The organism is Synechococcus sp. 60AY4M2, from assembly GCF_002760375.1.
Lineage (GTDB): Bacteria > Cyanobacteriota > Cyanobacteriia > Thermostichales > Thermostichaceae > Thermostichus.
This window is the reverse complement of the sequence record NZ_AUMZ01000001.1, coordinates 2,958,356-2,980,993: the sequence shown is the minus strand read 5'-3', so window position 1 is coordinate 2,980,993 and position 22,638 is coordinate 2,958,356. Positions and strand designations below refer to the sequence as shown.

Annotated in this window: 17 protein-coding genes and 1 tRNA gene; 10 read left to right on the top strand and 8 right to left on the bottom strand. The window is 58.7% G+C overall.

What is annotated here, in order from left to right:
* Window positions 1–176 precede the first annotated feature (176 nt).
* The 4 genes from upp to SYN60AY4M2_RS13025 all read left to right on the top strand — a co-directional run bounded on the left by upp (window position 177) and on the right by SYN60AY4M2_RS13025 (window position 3,915).
* Window positions 177–860 carry a uracil phosphoribosyltransferase gene (gene upp / locus SYN60AY4M2_RS13040; protein ID WP_099813112.1) on the top strand — a complete coding sequence of 228 codons (684 nt, stop codon included), beginning with the start codon at window positions 177–179 and terminating at the stop codon, window positions 858–860.
* Window positions 861–1,166: 306 nt separating this feature from the next.
* On the top strand, window positions 1,167–2,075 hold the full coding sequence (locus SYN60AY4M2_RS13035; protein ID WP_099813378.1) for an HAD hydrolase family protein: 909 nt from the start codon (window positions 1,167–1,169) through the stop codon (window positions 2,073–2,075).
* Window positions 2,068–2,769, top strand: a complete 702-nt coding sequence (locus SYN60AY4M2_RS13030) for a tetratricopeptide repeat protein (protein ID WP_228375243.1) — start codon at window positions 2,068–2,070, stop codon at window positions 2,767–2,769. The genes SYN60AY4M2_RS13035 and SYN60AY4M2_RS13030 overlap by 8 nt, the downstream gene beginning before the upstream one ends.
* 192 nt (window positions 2,770–2,961) lie before the next feature.
* Window positions 2,962–3,915: a DnaJ domain-containing protein gene (locus SYN60AY4M2_RS13025; RefSeq protein WP_099813111.1), complete on the top strand. Its 954-nt coding sequence runs from the start codon at window positions 2,962–2,964 to the stop codon at window positions 3,913–3,915.
* 9 nt (window positions 3,916–3,924) lie between these two features.
* Here SYN60AY4M2_RS13025 and SYN60AY4M2_RS13020 read toward each other — a convergent pair whose 3' ends face one another.
* Window positions 3,925–5,082, bottom strand: a complete 1,158-nt coding sequence (locus SYN60AY4M2_RS13020) for a hypothetical protein (RefSeq protein ID WP_143596968.1) — start codon at window positions 5,080–5,082, stop codon at window positions 3,925–3,927.
* Window positions 5,083–5,321: 239 nt separating this feature from the next.
* Here SYN60AY4M2_RS13020 and SYN60AY4M2_RS13015 point away from each other — a divergent pair, with 239 nt between their 5' ends.
* The 5 genes from SYN60AY4M2_RS13015 to ruvB all read left to right on the top strand — a co-directional run bounded on the left by SYN60AY4M2_RS13015 (window position 5,322) and on the right by ruvB (window position 12,028).
* Window positions 5,322–5,609 (top strand): DUF2103 domain-containing protein, encoded by a 288-nt coding sequence (locus SYN60AY4M2_RS13015; RefSeq protein ID WP_011430637.1) that lies wholly within the window; start codon window positions 5,322–5,324, stop codon window positions 5,607–5,609.
* A 42-nt stretch (window positions 5,610–5,651) separates the two neighbouring features.
* Window positions 5,652–7,022 carry a TIGR03279 family radical SAM protein gene (locus tag SYN60AY4M2_RS13010; RefSeq protein WP_099813109.1) on the top strand — a complete coding sequence of 457 codons (1,371 nt, stop codon included), beginning with the start codon at window positions 5,652–5,654 and terminating at the stop codon, window positions 7,020–7,022.
* Window positions 7,023–7,026: 4 nt separating this feature from the next.
* Complete coding sequence (locus tag SYN60AY4M2_RS13005) at window positions 7,027–9,582, top strand: UPF0182 family protein (protein ID WP_011430639.1); 2,556 nt, start codon at window positions 7,027–7,029, stop codon at window positions 9,580–9,582.
* A gap of 104 nt (window positions 9,583–9,686) precedes the next feature.
* Entirely contained in the window at window positions 9,687–10,751 is a 1,065-nt protein-coding gene (gene psbA / locus SYN60AY4M2_RS13000) for a photosystem II q(b) protein (protein WP_011430640.1), read from the top strand.
* A gap of 140 nt (window positions 10,752–10,891) precedes the next feature.
* Window positions 10,892–12,028: a Holliday junction branch migration DNA helicase RuvB gene (ruvB, locus tag SYN60AY4M2_RS12995; RefSeq protein WP_011430641.1), complete on the top strand. Its 1,137-nt coding sequence runs from the start codon at window positions 10,892–10,894 to the stop codon at window positions 12,026–12,028.
* A gap of 320 nt (window positions 12,029–12,348) precedes the next feature.
* On the opposite strand, the gene SYN60AY4M2_RS12990 is transcribed toward ruvB, so the two are convergent.
* Window positions 12,349–15,045 (bottom strand): phycobilisome rod-core linker polypeptide, encoded by a 2,697-nt coding sequence (locus tag SYN60AY4M2_RS12990; protein ID WP_099813108.1) that lies wholly within the window; start codon window positions 15,043–15,045, stop codon window positions 12,349–12,351.
* 465 nt (window positions 15,046–15,510) lie between these two features.
* Between SYN60AY4M2_RS12990 and SYN60AY4M2_RS12985 the strand changes: the two genes are divergently transcribed.
* Complete coding sequence (locus tag SYN60AY4M2_RS12985; protein ID WP_240527857.1) at window positions 15,511–17,439, top strand: glycosyltransferase 61 family protein; 1,929 nt, start codon at window positions 15,511–15,513, stop codon at window positions 17,437–17,439.
* On the opposite strand, the gene SYN60AY4M2_RS12980 is transcribed toward SYN60AY4M2_RS12985, so the two are convergent.
* The 6 genes from SYN60AY4M2_RS12980 to nifK all read right to left on the bottom strand — a co-directional run bounded on the left by SYN60AY4M2_RS12980 (window position 17,440) and on the right by nifK (window position 22,586).
* Window positions 17,440–17,523 (bottom strand) — tRNA-Leu (locus SYN60AY4M2_RS12980). It lies immediately after the preceding gene.
* Window positions 17,524–17,679: 156 nt separating this feature from the next.
* Window positions 17,680–18,834 carry an OFA family MFS transporter gene (locus tag SYN60AY4M2_RS12975; RefSeq protein ID WP_346426183.1) on the bottom strand — a complete coding sequence of 385 codons (1,155 nt, stop codon included), beginning with the start codon at window positions 18,832–18,834 and terminating at the stop codon, window positions 17,680–17,682.
* A gap of 184 nt (window positions 18,835–19,018) precedes the next feature.
* Entirely contained in the window at window positions 19,019–19,219 is a 201-nt protein-coding gene (gene nifT / locus SYN60AY4M2_RS12970; protein ID WP_011430645.1) for a putative nitrogen fixation protein NifT, read from the bottom strand.
* Complete coding sequence (locus SYN60AY4M2_RS12965; RefSeq protein ID WP_011430646.1) at window positions 19,216–19,479, bottom strand: nitrogen fixation protein NifZ; 264 nt, start codon at window positions 19,477–19,479, stop codon at window positions 19,216–19,218. Before SYN60AY4M2_RS12965 ends, nifT begins: the two co-directional genes overlap by 4 nt.
* Window positions 19,480–19,614: 135 nt before the next feature.
* Window positions 19,615–20,802: a homocitrate synthase gene (nifV, locus tag SYN60AY4M2_RS12960; RefSeq protein WP_099813106.1), complete on the bottom strand. Its 1,188-nt coding sequence runs from the start codon at window positions 20,800–20,802 to the stop codon at window positions 19,615–19,617.
* 248 nt (window positions 20,803–21,050) lie between these two features.
* The gene (gene nifK, locus SYN60AY4M2_RS12955) at window positions 21,051–22,586 is read right to left on the bottom strand and encodes a nitrogenase molybdenum-iron protein subunit beta (protein ID WP_011430649.1); all 1,536 of its coding nucleotides are present in this window, start codon (window positions 22,584–22,586) and stop codon (window positions 21,051–21,053) included.
* Window positions 22,587–22,638 lie beyond the last annotated feature (52 nt).

Here is a 22,638-nt window from a genome sequence, read left to right as displayed (position 1 = left end):
GAGATGCCTCACTGCCGGCATGGTGAATTAGGGACTAGCCACTGGCTAGCTAAGTGCGCTCGTAGAACCCAAAACTAGGAATCCCTATCCTTTAAGGCAGGGGGCAGGTCAACCAATTCTGAAGGGGTACCCATTACCTCGAGGGAAGTGCTTGCTTTCTGCCAAAGCAACCCGCTATGCTACCGCCCAGATTGAGGCATCCTTCTGTGGCAAGTCAGCAGCTTCGAGTCTATGTCCCCTCTCACCCGCTCATTAAGCACTGGTTAGCTGTGGCTCGCGACGTGGAAACCCCCACGCCCTTGTTTCGCAGTGCTCTATCGGAGCTGGGCCGCTGGCTGACCTACGAGGCGATGCGGGATTGGATCCCAACTCAGGCGGTGCAGGTGCAAACTCCTCTGGAACCTGCTGCAGCAGAAGTTATCGCCCCCAACACGCCGCTGGCCATCGTGCCTATTTTGCGGGCTGGGCTGGCCCTGCTGGAAGGCTGTCAGTCCCTCTTGCCCCAGGCACGGATTTTTCATGTGGGCCTGGTGCGGGACGAAAAGACGCTGCAGGTGAGTTGTTACCTCAATCGCCTGCCGGAGCGGATCCCGGAGCAGATGCGCATTCTCATCCCTGAGCCGATGTTGGCTACTGGCGGCACCTTGCTCTGGATCTTGGACGAGCTGAAAAGACGGGGAGCGGATCCCAGCTTAGTGAGAATTGTGAGCGTCTTGGCTGCTCCGCCGGGGCTGCAGCGGCTGGGATCCCATTACCCGATGGTGCAAATTTTCTGCGCCATGATCGACGAGCGGCTAAATGACCGGGGGTTTATCCTGCCCGGGCTGGGGGATGCTGGGGATCGCGCTTTCGGCACCTGATCCCTCAAAGGAATCGCGAGTCAAGAGGCTTGCTCTGCCGCTAGTATCGGCTGGGCACGGCAGCAGAGTGTAACATTTGGCATCAATTGCCCCAATGCCGCTCTGGGTGCTTCACTCCTCCAGAAGGTGGCCAAGAAGGGCACGTTGAATTAAACCTCTTCACTTCTGTCAAGGCTGTTGGATGATGGGAATGCTGGCCGCTTGAGCCCCAAGCCCGCCTCAGGGATCCGGCTTGCGCTCCTCGGGCTAGAGGCCGTTTGATCTGGCTAATTGACTGCTGCCAGCGCCTTTTCCTTTCCTGGGCTTATGCGACTTGTCCTCAGCAGTTTGGATGGCAGCCTCTTAGATCCCCAGTCCAACAGCTATGGCGCTGCCCGACAAGCTTTGGCGGCTTTGGAGCGCCGCTCCATTCCCTTAGTGCTCTACAGCCTGCGTACCCGCGCCCAACTGGAACATCTGTGTCGACAACTGCGCCTGGAGCATCCCTTCATCTGCGAGGACGGCTCCGCTATTTACGTTCCCGAACATTACTTTCCCGCAGGCATTTTGGACGAGCGCTGGCAACACCGCCCTCCCTACTACGTGTGTGCCCTGGGATTGCCCTACCCCTGCTTGCGCCACATTTTGCAACAGGTGCGCCAAGATTACCACTTGGATCTCATCGGGTTCGGGGATTGGACAGCCTCGGAGCTAGCTGCCGCCACTGGGATCCCTTTGGAGGAAGCAGAACGGGTGCAAAAGCGGGAATATAGCGAGATTTTCAGCTATTCCGGGGATCCAGCAAGGCTGCGAGAAGCCCTTGCCCAACAAGAGGCCACCCTCACCCAGCACTTGTTACGGCTGCACCAGCTCCACTTCTCCGACCCCTCGCGGTGGTATTTGACCGGCTGGAGGCGGACAACCTTAACCTCAGAGCCCAGTTCCCTACCGGGAGAACAGGCGGTGCGGCTGCTCCTGGATTGCTACCAGCGGCATTTGGGCCCTGTCAGGGCCTTGGGCATCGGCTGCTCCCCCCCAGATTTGGCTTTTTTGCGGTGGGTGGAGCGGAAAGTAGTGCTTCCCAGCCCAATTGCGGATAGCCTCTGGAAGGAGGCCGTTCGCCTCGGCGGGCCAGAGGTTCAGACCCAGTGGCAACTGGCCCGGCTCCCCGGTCCTGAGGGGTGGAACGAAGTGGTGTTGAGGTGGCTGGAGGAAACCGATCATGGGGATGAATAAGCAACAAACCGGTGGACGGACTGCTCCCTTGGGCCTGCGTGTGGTGGGATGCCTGCTGAGTTTGGCGCTAGGACTGCCTGCCTCTGCCCAGCCGCCTATGAATCTGCTCACCGGGGAGCCGACAGTGGCCCAACTCAAGGAAGATGCAGCCCGCTACCTGCAGATGGGCTTTCACACCCTAGCCATCAACGCCTACCGGGCCGCCCTTGAGCTGGAAGACAAAACCAAAGTTCTCCCCAGCGAGCGGGATCCCGACGTGCCTTTTAACCTTGGCCTGATCTACGCCCGCCAGGGCAACCTCCCAGAGGCGCGAGCTGCCTTCCAACGTGCCGTAGAAGTGGATCCCACTAGCTTTAAGGCACGCTACCAATTGGCTCTGGTGGATCTTAAGTTAGGGAACCTGGTAGCGGCCAAGGAGCAGCTTACCCTCTTGGCCCATGCTGCCCGCAGCAATCCCGAAACCTACAGCCACATCCAGTCCCTGCTGGCCCCCCTGGAGTCGGTGCCCTTGCCCAACCAGCAGGCCAGCAACCCGCCTCGCCCTCCAGCCGCTGAGCCAGAAGCAGCCAAGCCTGCGCTCGAGCCCGAAAGGGACAAGACAACCACTCCACGGGCAGCCGCCTCGAAAAAGCAGCCAGAAGAGGAGAAGCCTCTCTCGGCCTTGCAACGGCTACGTCGGCGGGAGTTGGACTAGTCCAAACCGGGCCCAGACAGCTACAGCTTAGGAAGGAGAGCTAACCCCCCCGAGAGCTACTGGGAGTGGAGCTTTCCCCAGCGCGCTTGACACTTAGGGCATAAAAAAAGGCTGGTATTAAACAGCACTTTTCAAGCTTGCAGGAGCAGCAGTAGAATCCTGCTAGCAAGGCAGCAGAGGCGGGATCCCTTCATGAAAGATTTCTATAGCGAGCTGGAGGTAAAGCCCGACGCGACCTCTGAAGAAATCAAAGAGAGCTACAGGCGGCTTGCCAAAGAGTATCATCCCGATCGGCTTCCTCCCGGTACACCGGAAAAGGCCCGACGGTACATCGAAGAAAAATTTAAGTCCCTTCAAGAAGCCTATTCAGTGCTGAGTGATCCCGTAAAGCGGAAAGCCTACGATTCCCAGAGGCTTTCCCAAACGAAAGGAAACGAACGTGATCTAGGTCTAAAAGCCAAACCAAGCTACAGCACACAAGACGGCAGCACTTGGCCGTTTGACCCTGACAAGATACAGAAAGCTGCCGAGGAGATAGAGCTGCGGAGGCGAAGGATTGAAACCAACTATAACCAGAAAATAGAGCAAGTGAAGTCAGAGCTAAAGAGAAACCTTATTTTAATCGGCATTAAGGAAGAGGATGCCAGAGTTGACTATACCTTCCTTACTAGAGACGAAAACATACAGAGCTGCTTTGTCTTTTTGTTTTTGGGCTTGTTGGCTTTCTTAGGAGGCTGGGGATGGATTGGTGCTATACTCGTACTCATTGCTTTGGTATCCGCTTGGTCGGCATTTTTTGAATCTGGGTATAGTAAAGAGCAAGTGGAAAAAGCCAAAAGTCTCCAAGAAAGGGCAAAGTCAGAAATAGAACTGCGCGAGAAAGAAAAAAGCTCAGAGCTCTCTCAACTGACGCTTTACTGCAGGAGCAGGATCGACTACTTTAAGAGTCTCCCCCTTGAGTCTTTATCCCCTGAGTTTATAAGCGGGCTTAGCGGAGAGGATCAACTCTTCCTGTTGACAGCGATAAAGGAAAGAGCCGACGCTGAAAAGCTAAAGGAGGATCTGAAACTAGCAGCTGGGATCGCTGTCGGTATTGGCATATTAGCCGTCTTGTTTGGTTTGGGCGGCGGATTCTACCCCCATTGATCCTGCTTCCTAAGCCGGCAGGAGCAGTAAAACTTTGGGGTCTGGATCCTCAGACGAGTTTTTTGGCGGCAAAACCAGACTTTGCCACTCTTGGTAGCTGAGGCCAAGCCGAGTCATTTCAGTGATTTCGTATCTGTAGCCTTCCAGTCTCCTGTCCAATTCGATCATGGACTGGGCAGCCGCTATAACCTGATTTGCTCGACTGATGATAGCTTCTCTCCGAGGAGGATCCCAAACTATGCGATCCAAGACTGTCCACCAGCTTGGATCAATCAAACGTGGGGCAATGAGGGCAAGGATAGCATTCTTAGATCTTGTCGGCATACTATCAAAATAGGATTCAATGCTTTGTGCGCTGAAAATATCTGGTCGTATATATTTGTCAAACAGCTTATCCACATCCGATTCACCCTTTACATACTTGAGAATCTCCACGACGCTTGATAGGCTAACTCCTTCTTGGTAAGCCTTGTGAAGATATACTGAAGGTTTCGTGGTCAACAAAAGCTCGACATACTTTCTAATACGAGGTCTTAGAATCTCCTCTGCCTCCGCCAGGCGTTTCAGAGCTATCTCATGCTCCTCCATCTCTAGGTAGCATTCAATCTCTGTAACATAGACTAAAGATAGGATTAAGATGTACTCGCAAGCCAAAATGCCGTCGTTCTTGTTCCAATTGGAATCCCACGCAGCTAGATAATAGTGCTCAGCCTCAAGCAGAGGCTGAATGACCTCGGTTACCAATCGCTTCCTGTTGGTCGAAGAAGACATCTTCAAAGCTATTTCTGCAACGTCGATAGCAGACTTAGCTTTGGCAAGAAGCGATCTATCTATGGATTCTCGAAGACTTTCTACGGATGCTTGAAGACTTTGGATTCGAGAATCGATTTGATTGAGTTTAGAGGTAACGACTGCAAAGTCTACGGCAGACAAACCCAAGTTAGTTAGACCAATAGCAGCATTGAATTTGGTTAAGCCTAAGACAGTGTTTAGTTTACCTCTAGTGTCAATTAGTCTTAGGTTGATCTGCCTCAACTGAATGTTGGCAATAATCCCGTTGACTATGTCCACTGCCGGGATGCAATTGCTAATGCTATCTGCGAGTGTCAAGCCTCCAGTTTCTCTCAGCCAGGCCACCACCCGCTTAGAGGCCACTTCTCGCACCACGCCGCCTACGCCTCGTAGGTTCCATTCTGCAGGCCTTTCAGGATGGCTTCGGGGATCTCGAGGATGACTTGCTCGGCAACCATGAGTCAGGAGCTCCCTGCGTTTGCTGCCGTCAAACTAGCACAGAGAAAACCTTCTGAAAATACTTGTACTTGGAGAGTTCGCCAAGGTTTATTCTCAGTTACAGGGGCAAGAGCCTAGCATAGAGATCTAGCCCTCCTCGCTGTTGCGTTGCCGCCATGTCTGAGCCTGCCGGTCGTCTGGTTTGGAACCACTCCACCCACATTTCCGGGCTGATCCCTGTTCTGGAGCGCCTGACTCGACAACCTGGCATTAAAACCGTAACGCCAGGTGCTCTGTCTTGCAGTCGCGGGCGGATCCCGCAGTTGCAGTTGCGGGTTTCCGTGCCCATTCGAGGGGGCTACAAGTTGGTGGCCCGCAAGGGCAGCAGCGTGCAAGAGGTCTTTGTGGTTACCGACCTCAGCCAGTTGGAGCTGGAAGCAGCGATTCGCCGCTGCTTGGAGTAGATTGGGGTTTTCTTGGCAACGCAGTCCTGCTTTGGGCGCGCCATGTCCCGTGCTAGCGTCAAGCCCGCCCGCATTAGCGCTGTGGTGCCCGGATCCCTGGCGGCAAAGGTGGGCATTCGGCCAGGGGAGGCCCTGGTGAGCATCAACGGCGAGAAGCCCCGCGATCTCATTGACTATCGCTTCTTGTGTGCCGATGAATATCTCTGCCTGGAGATCCTGGACAGCCAAGGGATCCGGCGCATCGTCGAGCTGGAAAAAGACATCGATGAAGATCTGGGGCTGGAGTTTGAGACGGCTTTGTTCGATGGCCTCATCCAATGCACCAACGCCTGCCCCTTTTGCTTCATCGACCAACAGCCCCCTGAAATGCGGGCAACGCTGCACCTTAAAGACGACGACTACCGCCTCAGCTTTCTCTACGGCAGCTACCTCACCCTTACCAACTTGACCGCTGCCGAATGGGATCGCATCGCCCGCCTGCGCCTTTCCCCCCTCTATGTCTCGGTTCATGCCACGGAGCCGGAGCTGCGCAGCCGCCTGCTCAAAAACCCGCGCGCCGGTCTGATCCTGGAGCAGTTGGCCTGGTTTCGCCAACACCGCCTGCAAGTGCATGCCCAGGTGGTGGTCTGCCCGGGCTGGAACGATGGAGAGCACCTCACCCGCACGCTCTTGGATCTGGCCGCTTTTCGCCAACCTGTCGAAGGGATCCCAACCGTCCTCTCGGTGGCGGTGGTACCGGTGGGGCTGACCCGCTTCCGCCCCCCCAATGACGAGCTGATCCCGGTGGATGCCGCCAAGGCGGCGGAGGTGATTGCGCAGGTAGAAGCGCTGCAGGCGCAGTTTCGGCAAGAATTGGGGTCCACCTTTGCCTGGCTGGCCGACGAGTGGTACTTGCTGGCAAATCGAGAATTGCCGCCGGCAGAGCACTATGAAGATTACCCCCAACTGGGGAATGGAGTGGGATCCCTGCGCCTGTTCTTGAGCGAGTTTGAGCAGGTGCGGCTGCCGACTGGGATCCCTTCTCCTCTCAAAGTTCTCTGGGTGGTGGGCAACGCAGTGGAGCGAGCCTTCCAGCCGGTGGTGGAGCGGATGAACAGCATCCCCAGGTTGCAGTTGCATCTTCTGCCCATTGCCAGCCAATTCTGGGGACAAACCCTGACGGTAACCGGACTGTTGACGGGGCAAGACATTCTGGGCGCTTTGAAATCGGTTGAAAACTTGGCAAGTTACGACGGCCTGCTTTTGCCCCAGATCGCCCTCAAGGATGGGGAGCGCTTTTTGGACGATCTCACCTGGCAAGAGTTGCAGGCCCAAGTGGGGATCCCGGTGATGCGGGTGGATGGGGGCCCGGCGGGCTTGCTGCAGGCGGTGCAGCGGCTAGGATCAAGGGCGACCTCGAGCGGGACGCTGTGAGGCTATGCAGCGGCTACAGCGAGGGTTGGTTCTCTTGCTTTGGGCGGGGCTGGGGATCCTGGCCATCACAGCTTTGGCCTCTTTCTATGTCGATCTGGCCTGGTTTGCCGAGCTGAATGCCCTGCCGGTGCTCTGGACGCGGGTGCTGGCTCGCTGGGGGCTGGGCCTGGGCGCCTTTGCCTTTGCCCTGGCGGTGGTGGGATCCAACATCCGCGCCTGCTGGCGGGGGGCAAGCACAGCCGGGGCCTGGGCCATTGCCCTGGGGTTGAGCGGCGGCTTGGCCTGGTCTCTTTCTCAGCACTGGTTCGCGCTGCTGCTCTGGTTGCACCAAGTCCCTGTCGGCGAGTCCGATCCAATCTTCGGTCGCGACCTGGGCTTTTTTCTTTTCGGCCTGCCCTTCTGGGAGACGCTGCAGCAGTGGTGCTTCAACCTAGTGCTGCTCACTTTGATCACGGTGGCGCTTATTTACCTAGTGGAGCTGGGGCTATCGGAGCAGCGGCTGACGCTGGCTCTGTCTTTATTTGCCCAACGGCACCTGCTGATCTTGGGGGGAGCTCTGTTTTTGCTTCGTGCCTGGGGCCATTGGCTGGAGCGCTACGAGCTGCTCTATTCCACCCGCGGCGTCGTCTTTGGCGCCGGCTTTGCCGATGTGCACGCCACTTTGCCAGCTACCACGTTGATGAGCGGGGTGGCTTTCCTGACAGCAGTTGGCTTCTGGGCTTTGGCCCGCCAGGGGATCCGATTCAACCTTCCCTTGTTCAAGTCTTGGTGCCCTGCCTGGGCCAGTTCCCTGCTGGCGCCGGCCCTGCTCTGGGGGGCCTACCTGGGGTTTGGGCTGCTGACCACCCGGCTTTACCCGCAACTGCTGCAAACCCTTTTGGTCACGCCCAACGAGCTGGAGCTGGAGCGCCCCTACATCGAGCACAACATCCGTTTTACTCGCGCCGGCTTTGGCCTGGCCGAGGTGGAGGTCAAGCCCTTCCCAGAAGAGGGATCCCTGACCTGGGAGATCCTGCAGCAAAATCAATCCACCCTGCGCAACGTGCGTCTTTGGGATACAGAACCCCTCTTGGCCACCTATCGCCAACTGCAGGAGATCCGCCCTTACTACCAATTTCCCTATGTGGATGTGGATCGCTACCGCATCGGGGGAGAGCTGCGCCAAGTGATGCATGCAGCGCGCGAGCTGGACTTTGCCCAGGTACCACCGGCTGCCCAAACTTGGGTTAACCGGCGCTTTTTCTACACCCACGGCTATGGCCTCACCCTCAGCCCAGTCAACGTGGTTACTGCTGAGGGGCTGCCGGACTTTTTCCTATCGGATATCCCACCGCGGGTTTCCCCCCGCTATCCAGAGGTGGCGCAGGTGCTGCGGGTGGAGCAGCCGGCCCTCTACTACAGCGAGCTGACCACCACCGACGTGTTCGTGGGGGCCGAGGCGCGTGAGCTGGACTATCCCGCTGCCGATCGCTATGTCTACAGCAGCTACCGCGGCACGGGCGGCGTGCCCATCCCCCACCTCTGGCAACGGCTTCTCTACGCCTGGCACTTCCGGGATCTGCGCATCCTTCTCAGCCGCGAGCTCTCCCCCAGCACCCGCTTCCTCTATCGCCGCCAAATCCGGGAACGAGTGCGCCAGGTGATGCCCTTTTTGCTCTACGACCAGGATCCCTACCTGGTAATTCAAGGGGGCAGGCTCTACTGGTTTTTCGATGCCTACACCACCAGCAGCCGCTACCCCTACTCGGAGCATCTGCCCGGCTTCCCCTTCAACTACATCCGCAACTCTGTCAAGGCGGTGCTGGACGCCTACAACGGCAGCATCGACTGGTACATTGCCGACCCTCGGGATCCCCTCATCCAAGCCTACGCCCGCATCTACCCCACCCTGTTCAAGCCGCTAGAGGCCATGCCGGAGCCGCTGCGGCAGCACATCCGCTACCCCCAAGATCTCTTCCGGGTGCAGGTGCAGCAATTTGCCACTTACCACATGACGGATCCCCGTGTTTTCTACAACCGGGAAGACCAGTGGCAGATCCCCAACCAGTTCCGCAAGCGGCGGCGCCTGCCCATGCAGCCCCAGTACCTCATCCTCACCTTGCCAGAGGATCCCCAAAAGGGATCCCCAAACCAGCCCGAGTTTGTCTTGCTTTCTCCCTTCACCCCCCTCAACAAACAAAACATGGTGGCCTGGATGGCGGCCCGCTGCGATGGGGAAAACTACGGCAAGCTGCTGGTGTACGAGTTTTCCAAGCAGCGCCTCATCTACGGCCCAGAGCAAGTAGAGGCGCGGGTCAACCAGGATCCGGCCATTTCCGAGCAAATCGCCCTCTGGAACGAACACGGGTCGCGGGTGAACCTGGGCACCCTGCTGGTCATCCCCATCGAGACCTCGCTTCTCTACATCCAGCCCCTCTACCTGGAGGCAGAACAGGGCCGCCTGCCCCAGCTCACCCGGGTCATCGCTGCCTACGAAGACCGGGTGGTGATGGAGCCCACCCTCAGCCAGGCTCTGGAAGCCCTCTTCTCCCCCACCGGCAGCCGCCGCTCCAACCGCTGAGGCCGGGATCCCTTCTCAGATTTCTAAGGGTAGTTGACAGAACTTAACGGATGATTTAAGGTTAGGTTGTCAATCTTCGCGCTTCCTCAGGGAAGTTTGCCATCATGACCACTGTTATCCAACGTCGCTCAACCAGCAACGTGTGGGAGCAGTTTTGCGAGTGGGTCACCTCCACCGACAACCGCCTCTACATCGGTTGGTTCGGGGTGCTGATGATCCCCACCCTGCTGACTGCCACCACCTGCTTCATCATTGCCTTCATTGGTGCTCCCCCGGTGGACATCGACGGGATTCGCGAGCCAGTTTCGGGTTCGTTGCTGTATGGCAACAACATCATCACCGGCGCGGTGGTGCCTTCTTCGGCTGCGATTGGCCTGCACTTTTACCCGATTTGGGAAGCCGCTTCTTTGGACGAGTGGCTGTACAACGGCGGCCCCTACCAGCTGATTGTGCTGCACTTTTTGATTGGGGTGTTCTGCTACATGGGCCGGGAGTGGGAGCTGAGCTACCGCTTGGGGATGCGTCCCTGGATTGCGGTGGCTTACTCGGCGCCGGTGGCGGCGGCGACGGCCGTGTTTTTGATTTACCCGATTGGGCAAGGCTCGTTTTCGGACGGGATGCCGCTGGGGATTTCGGGGACGTTCAACTTCATGTTGGTGTTCCAAGCGGAGCACAACATTTTGATGCACCCGTTCCACCAGCTGGGCGTGGCCGGCGTGTTTGGGGGTGCGCTGTTTAGTGCTATGCACGGGTCGTTGGTGACCTCGAGCCTGATTCGTGAGACTTCGGAGGAGGAGTCGCAGAACTTGGGTTACAAGTTTGGGCAAGAGGAAGAGACCTACAACATTGTGGCGGCGCACGGGTATTTTGGCCGGTTGATTTTCCAATATGCGTCGTTCAACAACAGCCGGAGCCTGCACTTTTTCCTGGCGGCGTGGCCTGTGATTGGGATTTGGTTTACGGCGCTGGGGATCAGCATCATGGCGTTCAACCTGAACGGGTTCAACTTCAACCAGTCGATTGTGGACAGCAACGGTCGCGTGGTTGGGACGTGGGCGGATGTGCTGAACCGTGCCAACCTGGGGATGGAAGTGATGCACGAGCGGAATGCGCACAACTTCCCGCTGGATTTGGCGGCGGTGGAGGTAGCGCCTGCGGTGCGTGGCTGATGGCCTGACCTGACGCTTCAACAGCATTGGTGGATCCCCCAGCTTGGTCTGGGGGATTTTTTTGTTCTCTTTGCTGGGGTGATCTTTCCCAGAGCTTTTCTAGAGTTAAATTGGGGCCATTGCCTCTGTGACTTAGGGATATGGCAATCATTTCTTCTCGGGATACAGGCCAGAACGCTGAGGGCCCCAAGCGGCGGCAGCAAAAGTCTTCAGCCTGGAGAAAAGAAGGCAGAGAGTTGAGCTTTGCTGGGGAAAGGGGAGCGGATCCCTCTGCCCTGTTGCAGCCGCAAGCCCACCCTGGCGAAGCCCAGGAAGAATCTCTGCGCCCGCGCACCCTAGCGGAATATATTGGCCAGACGGAACTTAAAGAAGTGCTCTCCATTGCCATTGCGGCGGCCCGCGCTCGCCAAGAGCCTCTGGATCACCTGCTGTTCTACGGCCCTCCTGGTCTAGGCAAAACCACGGTGGCAGCAGTGCTGGCGGCAGAAATGGGATCCCAGTTCTACATGACCACCGCGCCGGCTTTGGAGAGCCCCCGCGACATTGCCGGGTATTTGGTGCGCTTGAAGCGGGGGGATGTGTTGTTTATTGACGAGATCCACCGCCTGCCCAAGGTTACAGAAGAATTGCTCTATCCGGCGATGGAGGATTTTCGTCTTGATATCACCATTGGCAAAGGTCGCTCTGCTCGCATCACCTCTCTGCCCTTGGAACGCTTTACCCTCATCGGGGCCACAACCCGCATTGGTGCCCTCACTTCTCCGCTGCGGGATCGCTTTGGCCATGTGCAACGGCTGCGCTTTTACGAGCCTCACGAGCTGGTGCAGATCGTGCTGCGCACGGCTCGCCTCTTAAATGTCTCCACCGATCCAGAAGGGGCTGCAGAGATCGCCCGCCGTTCTCGGGGCACGCCCCGCATTGCCAACCGCCTGTTCAAGCGGGTGCGAGATTACGCCCAGGTGCGAGGGGATGGCCACATTAGCCAAGAAGTGGCAGCAGCCGCTCTGGAGCTGTTCCAGGTGGATCCCATGGGTTTGGATTGGATCGATCGCAAGCTGCTGACGGTGCTGGTGGAGCAGTTCGGTGGAGGGCCAGTGGGCTTGGAGACGATGGCCGCGGTGACGGGTGAGGATCCCCAAACCATTGAAGAAGTGTATGAGCCTTATCTGCTGCAGATCGGCTACCTGCAGCGCACGCCCCGGGGTCGAGTGGTTACCCCTGCTGCGCTACGGCATCTGGGCTATGAAGCCCAGTCTCCTCTGCCTTTGTGGAGCTAATTTGTCTTTTCCCTCTCCCACAAAAGGAGAGAAGGGGTTGAGAGCATGCCTCTAACCCCCAAAACCCTGAACTTTGCTGAATTTACTGAGCTTTAGGCGGTTTGGCAAAAGTCATTGAGAGGGATATAGTAGACCAAGTTTCCCCCTGATCCTTGAGTCCACCGCAACGGTTGCCGGGAAGTGAAGGGGGAAAGCGCTCGGGGGGTATTCCTCAGGGCTTTGCGGGATACCGCCTTCCTGCTCAGAGATAGGCAGGATGCGATCGCTTCTTTCCTGAACCATGTTCAGGAGAGTTCAGCGTGAATGTATCAGCTCCATATCTAGCTGCGGTCATTGCCCACAGGGCTGAAGCTGGGCACCACCAGCTCGCGGTTTTGCTTGGTAAGGCGACCGTACAGCTCCTGCGTGTTGGGGAAGTTGGCCGCCGGCAAGGTGGGGAAGCGGCGATAGGGCACCGTGTCCTCGCCGAAGAGATCCCGATACTCCTGGGTGTTCAGCAGGGCGCGCACAAAGGCTTTCACCCCCTGGGTGGCCAAGATCTGGTTGTACTTGCGGATCTCCTGCTGGTTTAGGGGTGCGCGGCCCAGGAAGTGCTTGGTGCCCAGCTCGATCACCTTGGTATTGGGATAGGGAGCGTAGAACTCGGAGCGGTACAGTTCCGAGCACCCCAGCGCCTCGACGAACTCCTTGACGGTGATCTCGCCGTTGCGCAGCTTGGACTCGGCAGAGCTGAGCTCGGCGCTGATGTTGTAGATGTCCATATCCCGCTCGAAGACCTGCCGGTAGGCGGCGCGGATGAGGTTGTTGACTTCCGCTTTGTTGGCCAGGCTGGTGAGCTTGAAGACAGGGATCTCTTGGCGTACCTTGGGCACCCCCTGCTGGGCCCGCCGCTGGATTTCCAGCTCGCCGGAAGGCATATCCCGAGGCTGACCCAACTTGACAAAGAGAGGGATGTCGTCGTCGGTGCGAATGGGCTTGGTTGCAACAGCCATGTCGGTGGAGCCGGGGCGCATCCGCCGCAGCGCCAGGCCGCCGGGGGTGAGGTAGCGCTCATAGGGCACGATATCTTCCCCGAAGACCTGCTGGTACTCCTCGCTGTCGAGGATGGCGTCCACGACGGCGTAGAACCCTTTCTTGGAGGCGATGTCAAATAGGCGGTTCATCTCCTGGCGCCCGTAGGTGGGTCGGCCCAGCAGCTTGCGGTGGATAAACTCGATGGCTTTGCAGACATACAAGCTGGACCAGTACTTGTTGCGGAAGAGATCCGACTTGGCCAGTTGGCGAATAAACTCTTTGACAGGAATTTCCCCCGACTCCAGCTTGATCTCCCAGCGGGTCAGCCGTTGGCCTTCGTAGGGCATGTAACCGTACACCTGCTGGTAGCAGGCGCGGATCACCGCTTGCGTCGAGACTTCGCTGCCAACAATCCCCGCCCGCACCCCTAGCCGCCGGCTGCGATCGCCGGGAGTTTGGGTGAGCTTGAAGACTTTGGGGCCAAGGCTAGCGGGATCCCCTGCTGCTCTGGGATTGGTGCGGGCGTTGGTGAGGGCAAAGCCGCGCCGGATAAGGATGCGCTTGACATCCTTGTTGAAGGGGGCGGGGCGGGCGCTGAGGGAACGGGTTTCCTTGGGGAAGATGGCCCCAAATTGGATCTCCAGCGGGTCGTTGCCGGAGCCATAGGCATGCTGATCCGGCAGAGGCCGGTTGTAGCGGGCAAAGAGGGTAATGAACTGGGGCACCTTGCGGCGCGGGGCAGCGTAGGTGTAGAGGTCGAACTTGGCTCCCCAGTTGGCGCTGGTTTGGGCTTCTATCCCCAGCTTGCGCAGGTAGGGCACCGTCTCCTCGCCGAAGTAGTCCCCGTACTCGCGGCTGTCCACCAGGGCGTCCACCAGGCCGGCCAGGCCCTTGCTGGAGACGATGGCAAAGTAGGTCTGCACCTCTTCACGGGTCTCTGGTGCCCGTCCCAGGAAGTGGCGGAAGGCCAGCTCCACAACGCGGCTGTTGATGTAGGGCTCGTAGAACTGCTTGCGGTAGAGTTCGGATTTGCCCAGGCGGCGGATAAACTCCTTCATGGAGATCTCGCCGTTTTTGACCTTCGACTCCAGGTCGGCCAGCTTAAGGCCATAGGCACGGCGGATGTCCCGCTCAAACACCTGCCGGTAGGCGGCCTTGATGACTTCTTCCTTCTCGGCGTTGGACAGCCCCGGCTTCATGGCAAAAACGGGAACTTTCTCGGCAGCCAAGTTGTAAACCTGGGGTAGCTGCAGCCCCTGCAGGGGCAGGCCGTCGGCGGTGCTGGCGTTGCGCTGCCGCAGCTTGTCGGAAGGGGCGGGAGCGATGAACTCGCTCAGCAAAACATCGAAGTATTGGTTGATGATGGCAACCGCTTCGGCATCTTTGCGGAAGTAGCCAGCCGCTGCCCGCTTCATCTCTTGAATGGCGACAATGGTGGCCTCGGCGGAGCAGGCGTTTTCGATGATCTCCCGCAGGCCGCGGGTGTTGACGGCGATGATGCTGGGATCCCCGGCCACCAGGGCGTAGGTAACGTAGCGCAAAAACCAGCTCAGATCCCGCAGCGATTTGCGCATGTTGGCAGCTCCGTAGCGGGAGATGTTGATGGGGCGGAAATTGGGGGGAATCTCCACACCGCTGGCGCTAAAGATGTTGCGGATGGCCTCAATGAATCCGCCGGTGGATTCCACGTAGAAGGCAGTACCCAGCTTGAAGGCTTCTTTCTCGTCTTGGGTCGCTTCTGGCCGCTCCAGATAGGCCATGGGCGAGCCCCCTGTGAAGATGCGGTTGGCTGCCCGGCTGACGATGATTTCCGAATTGGCCGCAATGACCTCGGCAATCTCTAGCCGTTTCAGGCCGCTGGAGAAAAAGTCCTCGAGGCGATCCAGCTCGGTGCGTCCCAGATAGCGATCCTGCTGTTCCGCCTGGGAGATGGTCGATACAGGCACGGTTTGGTAGAGACGGGGGTTGGAAACGACTGTGCCAGCGGATACGTTGATACCCATCGATCTTTATAAACTCCGTTTTGATCGAAAAAACTGCCGACAAAGGCCGAGGACAGTGCCATCGAAGGGGGTGAAGAGGCTGACCCACGACTGGAGGAGCATCCCTCTCTGAGCTGAGAAGGATCGATGCCCGATCCCTGAGGGGGAAGCCAAGCCTAGAATACTAGGGGCACGGGCCCAGAGTGGGGAGGTTGTTGCAGTTTGTAACACTGTTTCTCATCCACAAAGACATGGCTCCCAACCCAGCTCTACCCCCCCATCTGTTGTCTTCTGCTTTTCTCCTTGAGGATTGGGAGCAGGGGCATTACGAGCACGTCATTCAGGTCTTGCAGCAGCGGCTCGAGCAGGGATCCCCCTCTCCAGAGCTGTATTGGGAGCTGGGAGCCGCCTATCTCCTGCTGGGTCGGGAACTGGAGGCGCAGCTGGTGTGGCAAGAGGGCTTGGCGATGCTGCAAGCGGGGGGGGGTGGCCGAATCCGAGGCCGTCTACCACCTGCTGAGGAGCTTGCAGGCTTTGGCGGAAAGCCTGTGGGAGAAGGGCCATTGGCCGCAGGCAGCAGCTCTGTATCGGCAGCTTCTGGAGTTGGGGGATGGGCTTTCTGGGCTGGAGCTGTCTTCTGGCCAGGCTTTGGCTGCTCACCGCATTGGCCTGACCCAAGAGCGGAGCCGGCTGTGGGCTGCGGCAGCGGAGTGGTTTGAGCGGGCTTGCCAGCAGGATCCGACGGCGGCAGAGAGTTTTTGGCGCTGGGGCTTGGCCCTGATGAAGCTGGGCCGTTTGCGAGAGGCGATTTCCCCTCTGCAGGAGGCTGCGCGGCTGCGCCCTGAGTGGGGGGATCCCTGGGTACAGATGGGCTTGGCGTGGCTGGATCTGCAGGATCCAGTTCAGGCTGTGGGGTGTTTCCAGGCGGCTGAGGCGCGGGGCACCGGGACAGCGCAGCTCTACAGCTACTGGGCGGAAGCGGAAGTGCGGCTGGCTCACCCTGAGGCCGCTTGGGAGAAGGTTTGCCGAGCGGTGGCAGCGGAACGGAATTGGGTGCAGGCGTGGTGCGAGGGCAGCGGCAGAGAAAGCCCTCTGCGGTCTGGACTGGAGCAGGCATGCAGGGGAGAGGGATCTGCGAGGATCCCCGATTTCCTGTATTCGGCTTGGCGGCAGCGTTGGGCTCCAGAAGGCGTTGCCCTTCAAGCGGACTCTTTTTCCCAGAACACCCCCCCTACAACTGACTTCTGGCCAGTGCCAACCCAAGGCTACCTCACCACCCGGCAGTGGCATCAGGCCACGGGCGAAGGGGACTACCAACTGCTGGATCCAGGGGGGGTTCTCTGTCTAAAAGCGCCCCCTGCCGCTGATCCCGACATTTTGCAAAAGTTGCGCCCGCAGCGCATCCCCTTGGCAGAGACCTTTGTCGCCCAGATCCCCCGAGGATCCGTCCACGTGGGCCACTACCCCCGCCACCTCTACGCCAGCTTTGCCAGCGGGGTGCTCACCCGCCGGGGAGAATTGCTCGCCGATCTATCCCTGAGCTTGCCGCCGCCGGAGTTCCTCGACTGGGACTACAGGCCAGATCACCTGCGACACCACCCCCTGCTGGGCTTGCCCCATCTCCCCCCACCGATCCCACTGGATGGCCCCGTTGCCCTTTTGCCCTTGGGGGCAGTTAATTACTTTCACTGGATGGTGGATATTCTGCCGGCCCTCGATATCCTGCAGCGGTCGGGCGCCCTGGAAAAGGACATCCCCATCTTGATCCACGGGTATCAAAGAAAGCCCTTTCAGGTGCAGAGCTTGGCTGCTTTGGGGATCCCAGCCGAGCGCATCCTCAGCTTTGAGCAGTTGGGGGGATCCCATCTGCAAGCCCAAAACCTGATCGTGCCCTCAGCAGGCGCTCCGGTGGGGTGTTTGACGCCCAGGGGATTGGAGGTGCTGCGGCAACTGGCCCAGCCGAGTTTATCCATTGACCCCTTACAACCGCGGCGAATTTACATCAGCCGTCGGTCTGCCCGCTGGCGGCGGGTGATCAACGAAGCGGAGGTGCTGGCCTGCTTGCGCCCCTGGGGATTTGTACCGGTGCCGATGGAAACCCTTTCTCTTCAAGAGCAAATAGCCCTAATGCAAGGGGCAGAGGCGGTGATCGGGATCCACGGGGCGGGCCTGACCAACCTCGCCTTTTGTCCACCCGGCACCACCGTCATCGAGATCTTGCCCAGCAATGCAGTGCTCCCCTATTTTTGGATCATTGCCCAGGTGGCAGGGTTAAGGTACTTCCCTTTGGTAGCACCTGTTTGTGATCCGGCTTTGGTGGCTCTTCTTTCCAGCCCCGATTTGGATCGAGAAGATGCCTGGGTTCGGATCTCGAACTTGCTGGAGGTGCTGGAACAGACAGGGATCAAGGGATGATGGGATCGGAGGGACTCGAACCCTCACGTTCTTGAGGAACAACGGATTTTAAGTCCGTAGCGTCTACCATTCCGCCACGATCCCAATCTGTCGGCAATAGCCGTACTACTCTACCAAACTGCTTGCCTTGGGGGGGCAAGTCTTTAAGTTGGTTCACCCAGCCCTGCAGTGGAGGGTATGAAGTAGGGGATTGCTGCCCCTGCTGATGGGATCCCTGCTGTGCCCGCTGGCTTGAAGCTCCTACAACTTCTCTTTCAAAAAAACGTTGGCCACCCAGATCCCCACCACCGCCAAGGCGGCCATCCCATAAAAGGTATAGCTATAGCTGCCCAGCCTATCGCGAATTTGCCCCGCGATCATCGTTCCCACCAAGGCCCCAACTCCATAGGCGGTAAACACAATGCCGTAGTTCTGGGCGTAGCGTTCGGGATCAAACAAGCGCAGGGTCAGGGCGGGAGCCATGGCCAGCCACCCCCCCAGGCAAAACCAAAGCAAGGAAAAAGTTACCCAGTAGGCCAGAAGGGATCCCTGAGGAGGCAGGAGCATTAGCCCACAGGCCAGCAGGATCAGCCCGTAGGATCCCGTAGTGACCTGATGGGGATGTAATCGATCGGCCAACCAGCCAAACAGAGGACGGCTGAGCCCGTTGAAAATGGCGAAGAGAGCCACGCTGTTGGCAGCCGCAGGGGGATCCAGGCCGATCAGCTCTTCCCCCACAGGACCAGAAATCCCAATGGCGCTTAAACCAACCAGGGTGCCGATGGCATAGCAGATCCACAGGCCATAGAAGGAGGGGTTCCTCAGCAGAGGGAGAGAGCGCCGAGAAGTCAACGGAGAGCGATCTGGGCCATTCGTGGATTTTCTTGGAAAAGGTGAGGAAGGGATCCAATCGGGGGGAGGAAATCTCAGTTGGGTTGCGATCCCCAGGATCACTGCCGCGAAGAGGATCCCCAAAATCAGCAGCGTAGGTCGAACCCCCAGCGCCTCGATCAAGCGGTTGGCTAGAGGAGCGGTAAGCAGGGGGGATAGGCCAAAGCCGACAATGGTGGACCCCACCGCCAATCCCTTGCAATCGGGAAACCAACGGGCTGCCACGGCCATCGGCACCCCATAGGCAACCCCTACTCCGCTACCGGCAATCACCCCATAGCAGAGGGTGATCCACCCAATAGAAGGGGCAAAGCTAGCCAGCCCATAGCCCAAACCCACCAAGCTGCCCCCCAGAGCCAGTACTCGGCGGGATCCCCAGCGGGGGATGACAAACCCTGTGATGGGCATGAGGGTAGCGTAGAACACGAGGGCAACCGTGTAGGGCAGCAGGCTCTCACTGGCCCCAATCCCCAGCTCTGTTTCCAGGGGCTTGCGGAAAATGCTCCAGGAATAGACGGTTCCCAAGCAAAGAAGAACCAGGAGCCCCAGGAGGATGAAAAGCCATCTCCCCATATGGGCCGGTTGTCCATACAAAGTAACGGGGAATCCAACCCTTTTCATGGGTATCTAGAGCTTGTTGGAGCTGAGTTCAACCCATTCTCTCAGCCCTTTCGGGGATAGGCCAACAGAATTTTTAGCCAACCGTTGGCTAGAGGCGTTTGGCCTCTACTGTCTTGGGCAGAGACAAAGGCTCCGGCAGCTCCGGGATGGACAATTCCCAACCGTTGCTCAAGGTGAAAATGGTTTCCCCGGCCTCTGAACGGGTGGCCACAACCGATTCTTCCAGATCTTTTTTGGGAACGTAGACCATCAAATGCCCGTAGGCACTTTCGTGCAGGATGACTTTCATAGCCCTTTCTCCACAAGTTCCAGCTCTTGGGCACGGCACCCCACCACCAAGCCTTTGGCCAAGCAGTGGACGGCATAGACGTAAAACCGTTGTAGAAAGGTGCCAATGGAAATCACGTAACCTTCGTCGCCGGGAACGGCCAAGATTTTTCCCACCGGCTGGCCGAAGAAGGTGCCATCGTTGCGGATGACCTTACGGATGCGGACTTTGTCGCCCAGCTCAAATTGGGGAGGGCGATCCAGCTCCAGTTCGTCGCTCATGGGGTACCTCCTGTGATTTCTGCCAGCACCTGACAAAGCTCTTGGCGGGTTAGGCTGCGGCCTACTTGGCGCGCCCGTCGAGACACGGCTGCCAAAATGGCCTGAGATTTGGAAGTTTCCTTTCCGGACAAGCGGTTAGACAACATCGGGATGGCTCTCCTCTGGGATGGGTTCTGGAGTGTGTTGCGCCCATTGCGTCAGCGTTGCGCGGCAATAACGGGCCAGTTCCGCCGGTGGGATCGGATGCTTGCAGTGGGTGACGTGCTGCCGCACCTGTTCCAGGAGCTTTTCCAGTTGGCCAGGTGGGATCTGCTCGACAGGGATCCCGTGTTCCTTGAGGATCTGGAGCAGCAAATGCCGGCCGGAGTGTTTGCCCAACACCAGCCGCCGCTGGCCGCCCACGGCTTCTGGTGGGAAAGGCTCATAGGTCTGGGGATCCCGCAGCACTCCCGCCGCATGAATGCCCGACTCGTGGGCAAAGGCGTTGTCACCGACGATGGCCTTCCAGGGAGGTAGGGGAGCACCGCTGGCCCGCGCCACCTGTTGAGACAGCTCCCGCAAACGGCGGGTATCCACCCCAACATCGATCCCCAAGGTGCAGCGCAAAGCCATCACCACCTCTTCCAAGGGGGCATTGCCGGCCCGTTCCCCCAAGCCGTTGACGGTGGTGTTCACCGACTGAGCGCCGGCGCGGATTCCGGCTAAGGCATTGGCAGTGGCCATGCCCAGGTCGTCGTGGGTATGCATCTCCACAGGGATATCGATGGCCCGCACCAGACGGCGAATCTGCTTGTAGGTGCTAAAAGGATCCAAAATGCCCACCGTATCGCAGTAGCGGAAGCGCCGACAGCCCCAGCTTTGGGCCATTTGGGCCAACTCGATCACCTGCTCCAGGGGGGTGCGGCTGGCATCTTCTGCCCCCACCGAGACCCACAGCCCTTGCTCCAAGGCCATCTCCACGCATTGGCGCAACTGTCGCAGCAGCCGAGGGCGATCCCCTTGGAACTTAGCGGCCATTTGCCGATCCGAGACCGGCACGGAGATGTGGATCCGCTTGAGGCCGCAACGAATAGAGGCGAGGATATCGCTGGGCACAGCCCGGTTCCACCCCAGCAGCTGAGCCCGCAGCCCCAGGCTGAGCATGGCGCGAATGGCTTCCGTTTCCACGGCGCCCATGGCCGGGATCCCCACCTCAATTTCGGGTACGCCAATGGCATCCAAGAGGGCGGCAATGGAGATTTTCTCGGGGATTTGGAAGGCTACCCCTGCCGCTTGCTCCCCATCGCGCAGGGTGGTGTCGTTGATGGTGATAGAGGAATTCATGGGATCCATCCTCCAAGACCTACGGCCCGCCTAGGCAATCGGTAACCGTCGATGGTGCTCCGCACCGCTGGCGCGACCCCGGTTGCGTCAGGGCAATCATGTCCAGGGTAGAAAGCTCAACCGAAGTTCTGGCAGAATTCATCAGATTCCTGTAAGGCTTGGCTGTTCCTCTTAGCGGGGTGGAGTCTTTGGAGCAGGGGATCCTTGACAAGATCTATCTAGCCTCTGGGATCCCCCTACTCCGGAAGCTAACGAATTAAGTCGAAGGAAAAATCGGTTTTGCCGGGGATGATGCTGCGCCGATCTGCCTCATCCAGAATGGTGTTGACAATCCAGTTAAGGAGGTTGAGCGCCCCCACATAGCCATAGGTGGGATAGCGATGCAGATGGTGGCGGTCGAAGATGGGGTAGCCGATGCGCACCAAAGGCGTGCCCGTATCCCGCCACAGGTATTTGCCGTAGGAATTGCCGATCAGCAGATCCACCGGCTCGGTGAACATCAGAGAGCGCAGATGCCAGAGATCCTTGCCCCCCCAGACGGTTGCCCCCTGTCCATAGGGACTGGAGGCCAGCAGTGCCCGCGCCTCGGCTTCGAACTCCTCGTTGCTGTTGGTCACCACCACATGGATCGGCTCCGCTCCCAGCTCCAGCAACAGGCTGAGCAAGCCCATCACCAGATCCGGATCCCCATACAGGGCTACCCGCTTGCCGTGGATCCACGCTTGGGAGTCCGTGAAAGCATCCACCGCCCGGCCCCGTTCGATCTCCAGCTCGGCGGGAATGGGCTTGCCCGTTAACTGGGATAGCTGCATCAAAAACTCATCCGTGCCCCGAATACCCACTGGCCGCGCCGTCAGGGTGGGCCGACCCGAGGCCTCTGCTAGAAACTCCAGGGTCTTGGGCGTGGTGTAGCGCTGGAAGGAAAAAGTAGCCTCGGCGTTGAGGCATTGGGCAGCCGCCTCCAAAGGGGTTCCTCCGGGATACATGTGGAAAGTGCCGTCGTTGGGCGAATCCAAATAGTCGGAGTTGTCCGCCAGCAGGGTCAGCGGGATCCCGAATAAGCCGAAGATGCGCTTGATCTCCCGCAAGTTGCCCATGTAGGTATCGAAGCCAGGGATGACGTTGATGTAGCCATTGCTACCCGTGCGGCCCACCGGCTCGGTGAGGGTGCTGAGAATGGCCTTGAGCATGTTGTCATAGCCGGTGATGTGGGATCCCACAAAGCTTGGCGTGTGGGCATAGGGCACCGGGAAGTCGCGGGAAATCACTCCCTCATTTCTGGCCGTGGTGATGAAGGCCCCCAGGTCATCCCCGATCACCTCCGCCATGCAGGTGGTGCACACGGCGATCATCTTGGGCTTGTAGAGGGCGTAGGCATTTTCCAGTCCCTCGATTAGGTTTTTGAGGCCGCCAAACACCGCCGCATCTTCCGTCATCGAGGTGGAGACCGCCGAAAAGGGCTCCTTAAAGTGGCGGGTGAGATGGGTGCGAAAATAGGCCACACACCCCTGGGATCCATGGACGAAGGGCAAAGTTCCCTCGAAGCCGACAGCGGCGAAGATGGCCCCCAAGGGTTGGCAGGCTTTGGCAGGGTTTATCGTCAAAGCTTCCCGCTGAAAGTTTTTCTCCCGGTATTCCCAAGATTTTGTCCATTCGGCCACCCGGGCCACTTCTTCCGGGGAAGGGAGATCTTCAAAGGTTTGCTTGCACTGCAGAAGCGCCTGATATTCCGGATCTTGAAACAGGCGGGCATGATCTTTGATGTCTTGGATATCTTGCGGCATGGTCGGTCTCCTAATGAGGAGCAGGGGAAGGAAGGGCCGTTCGCGTCTGGGA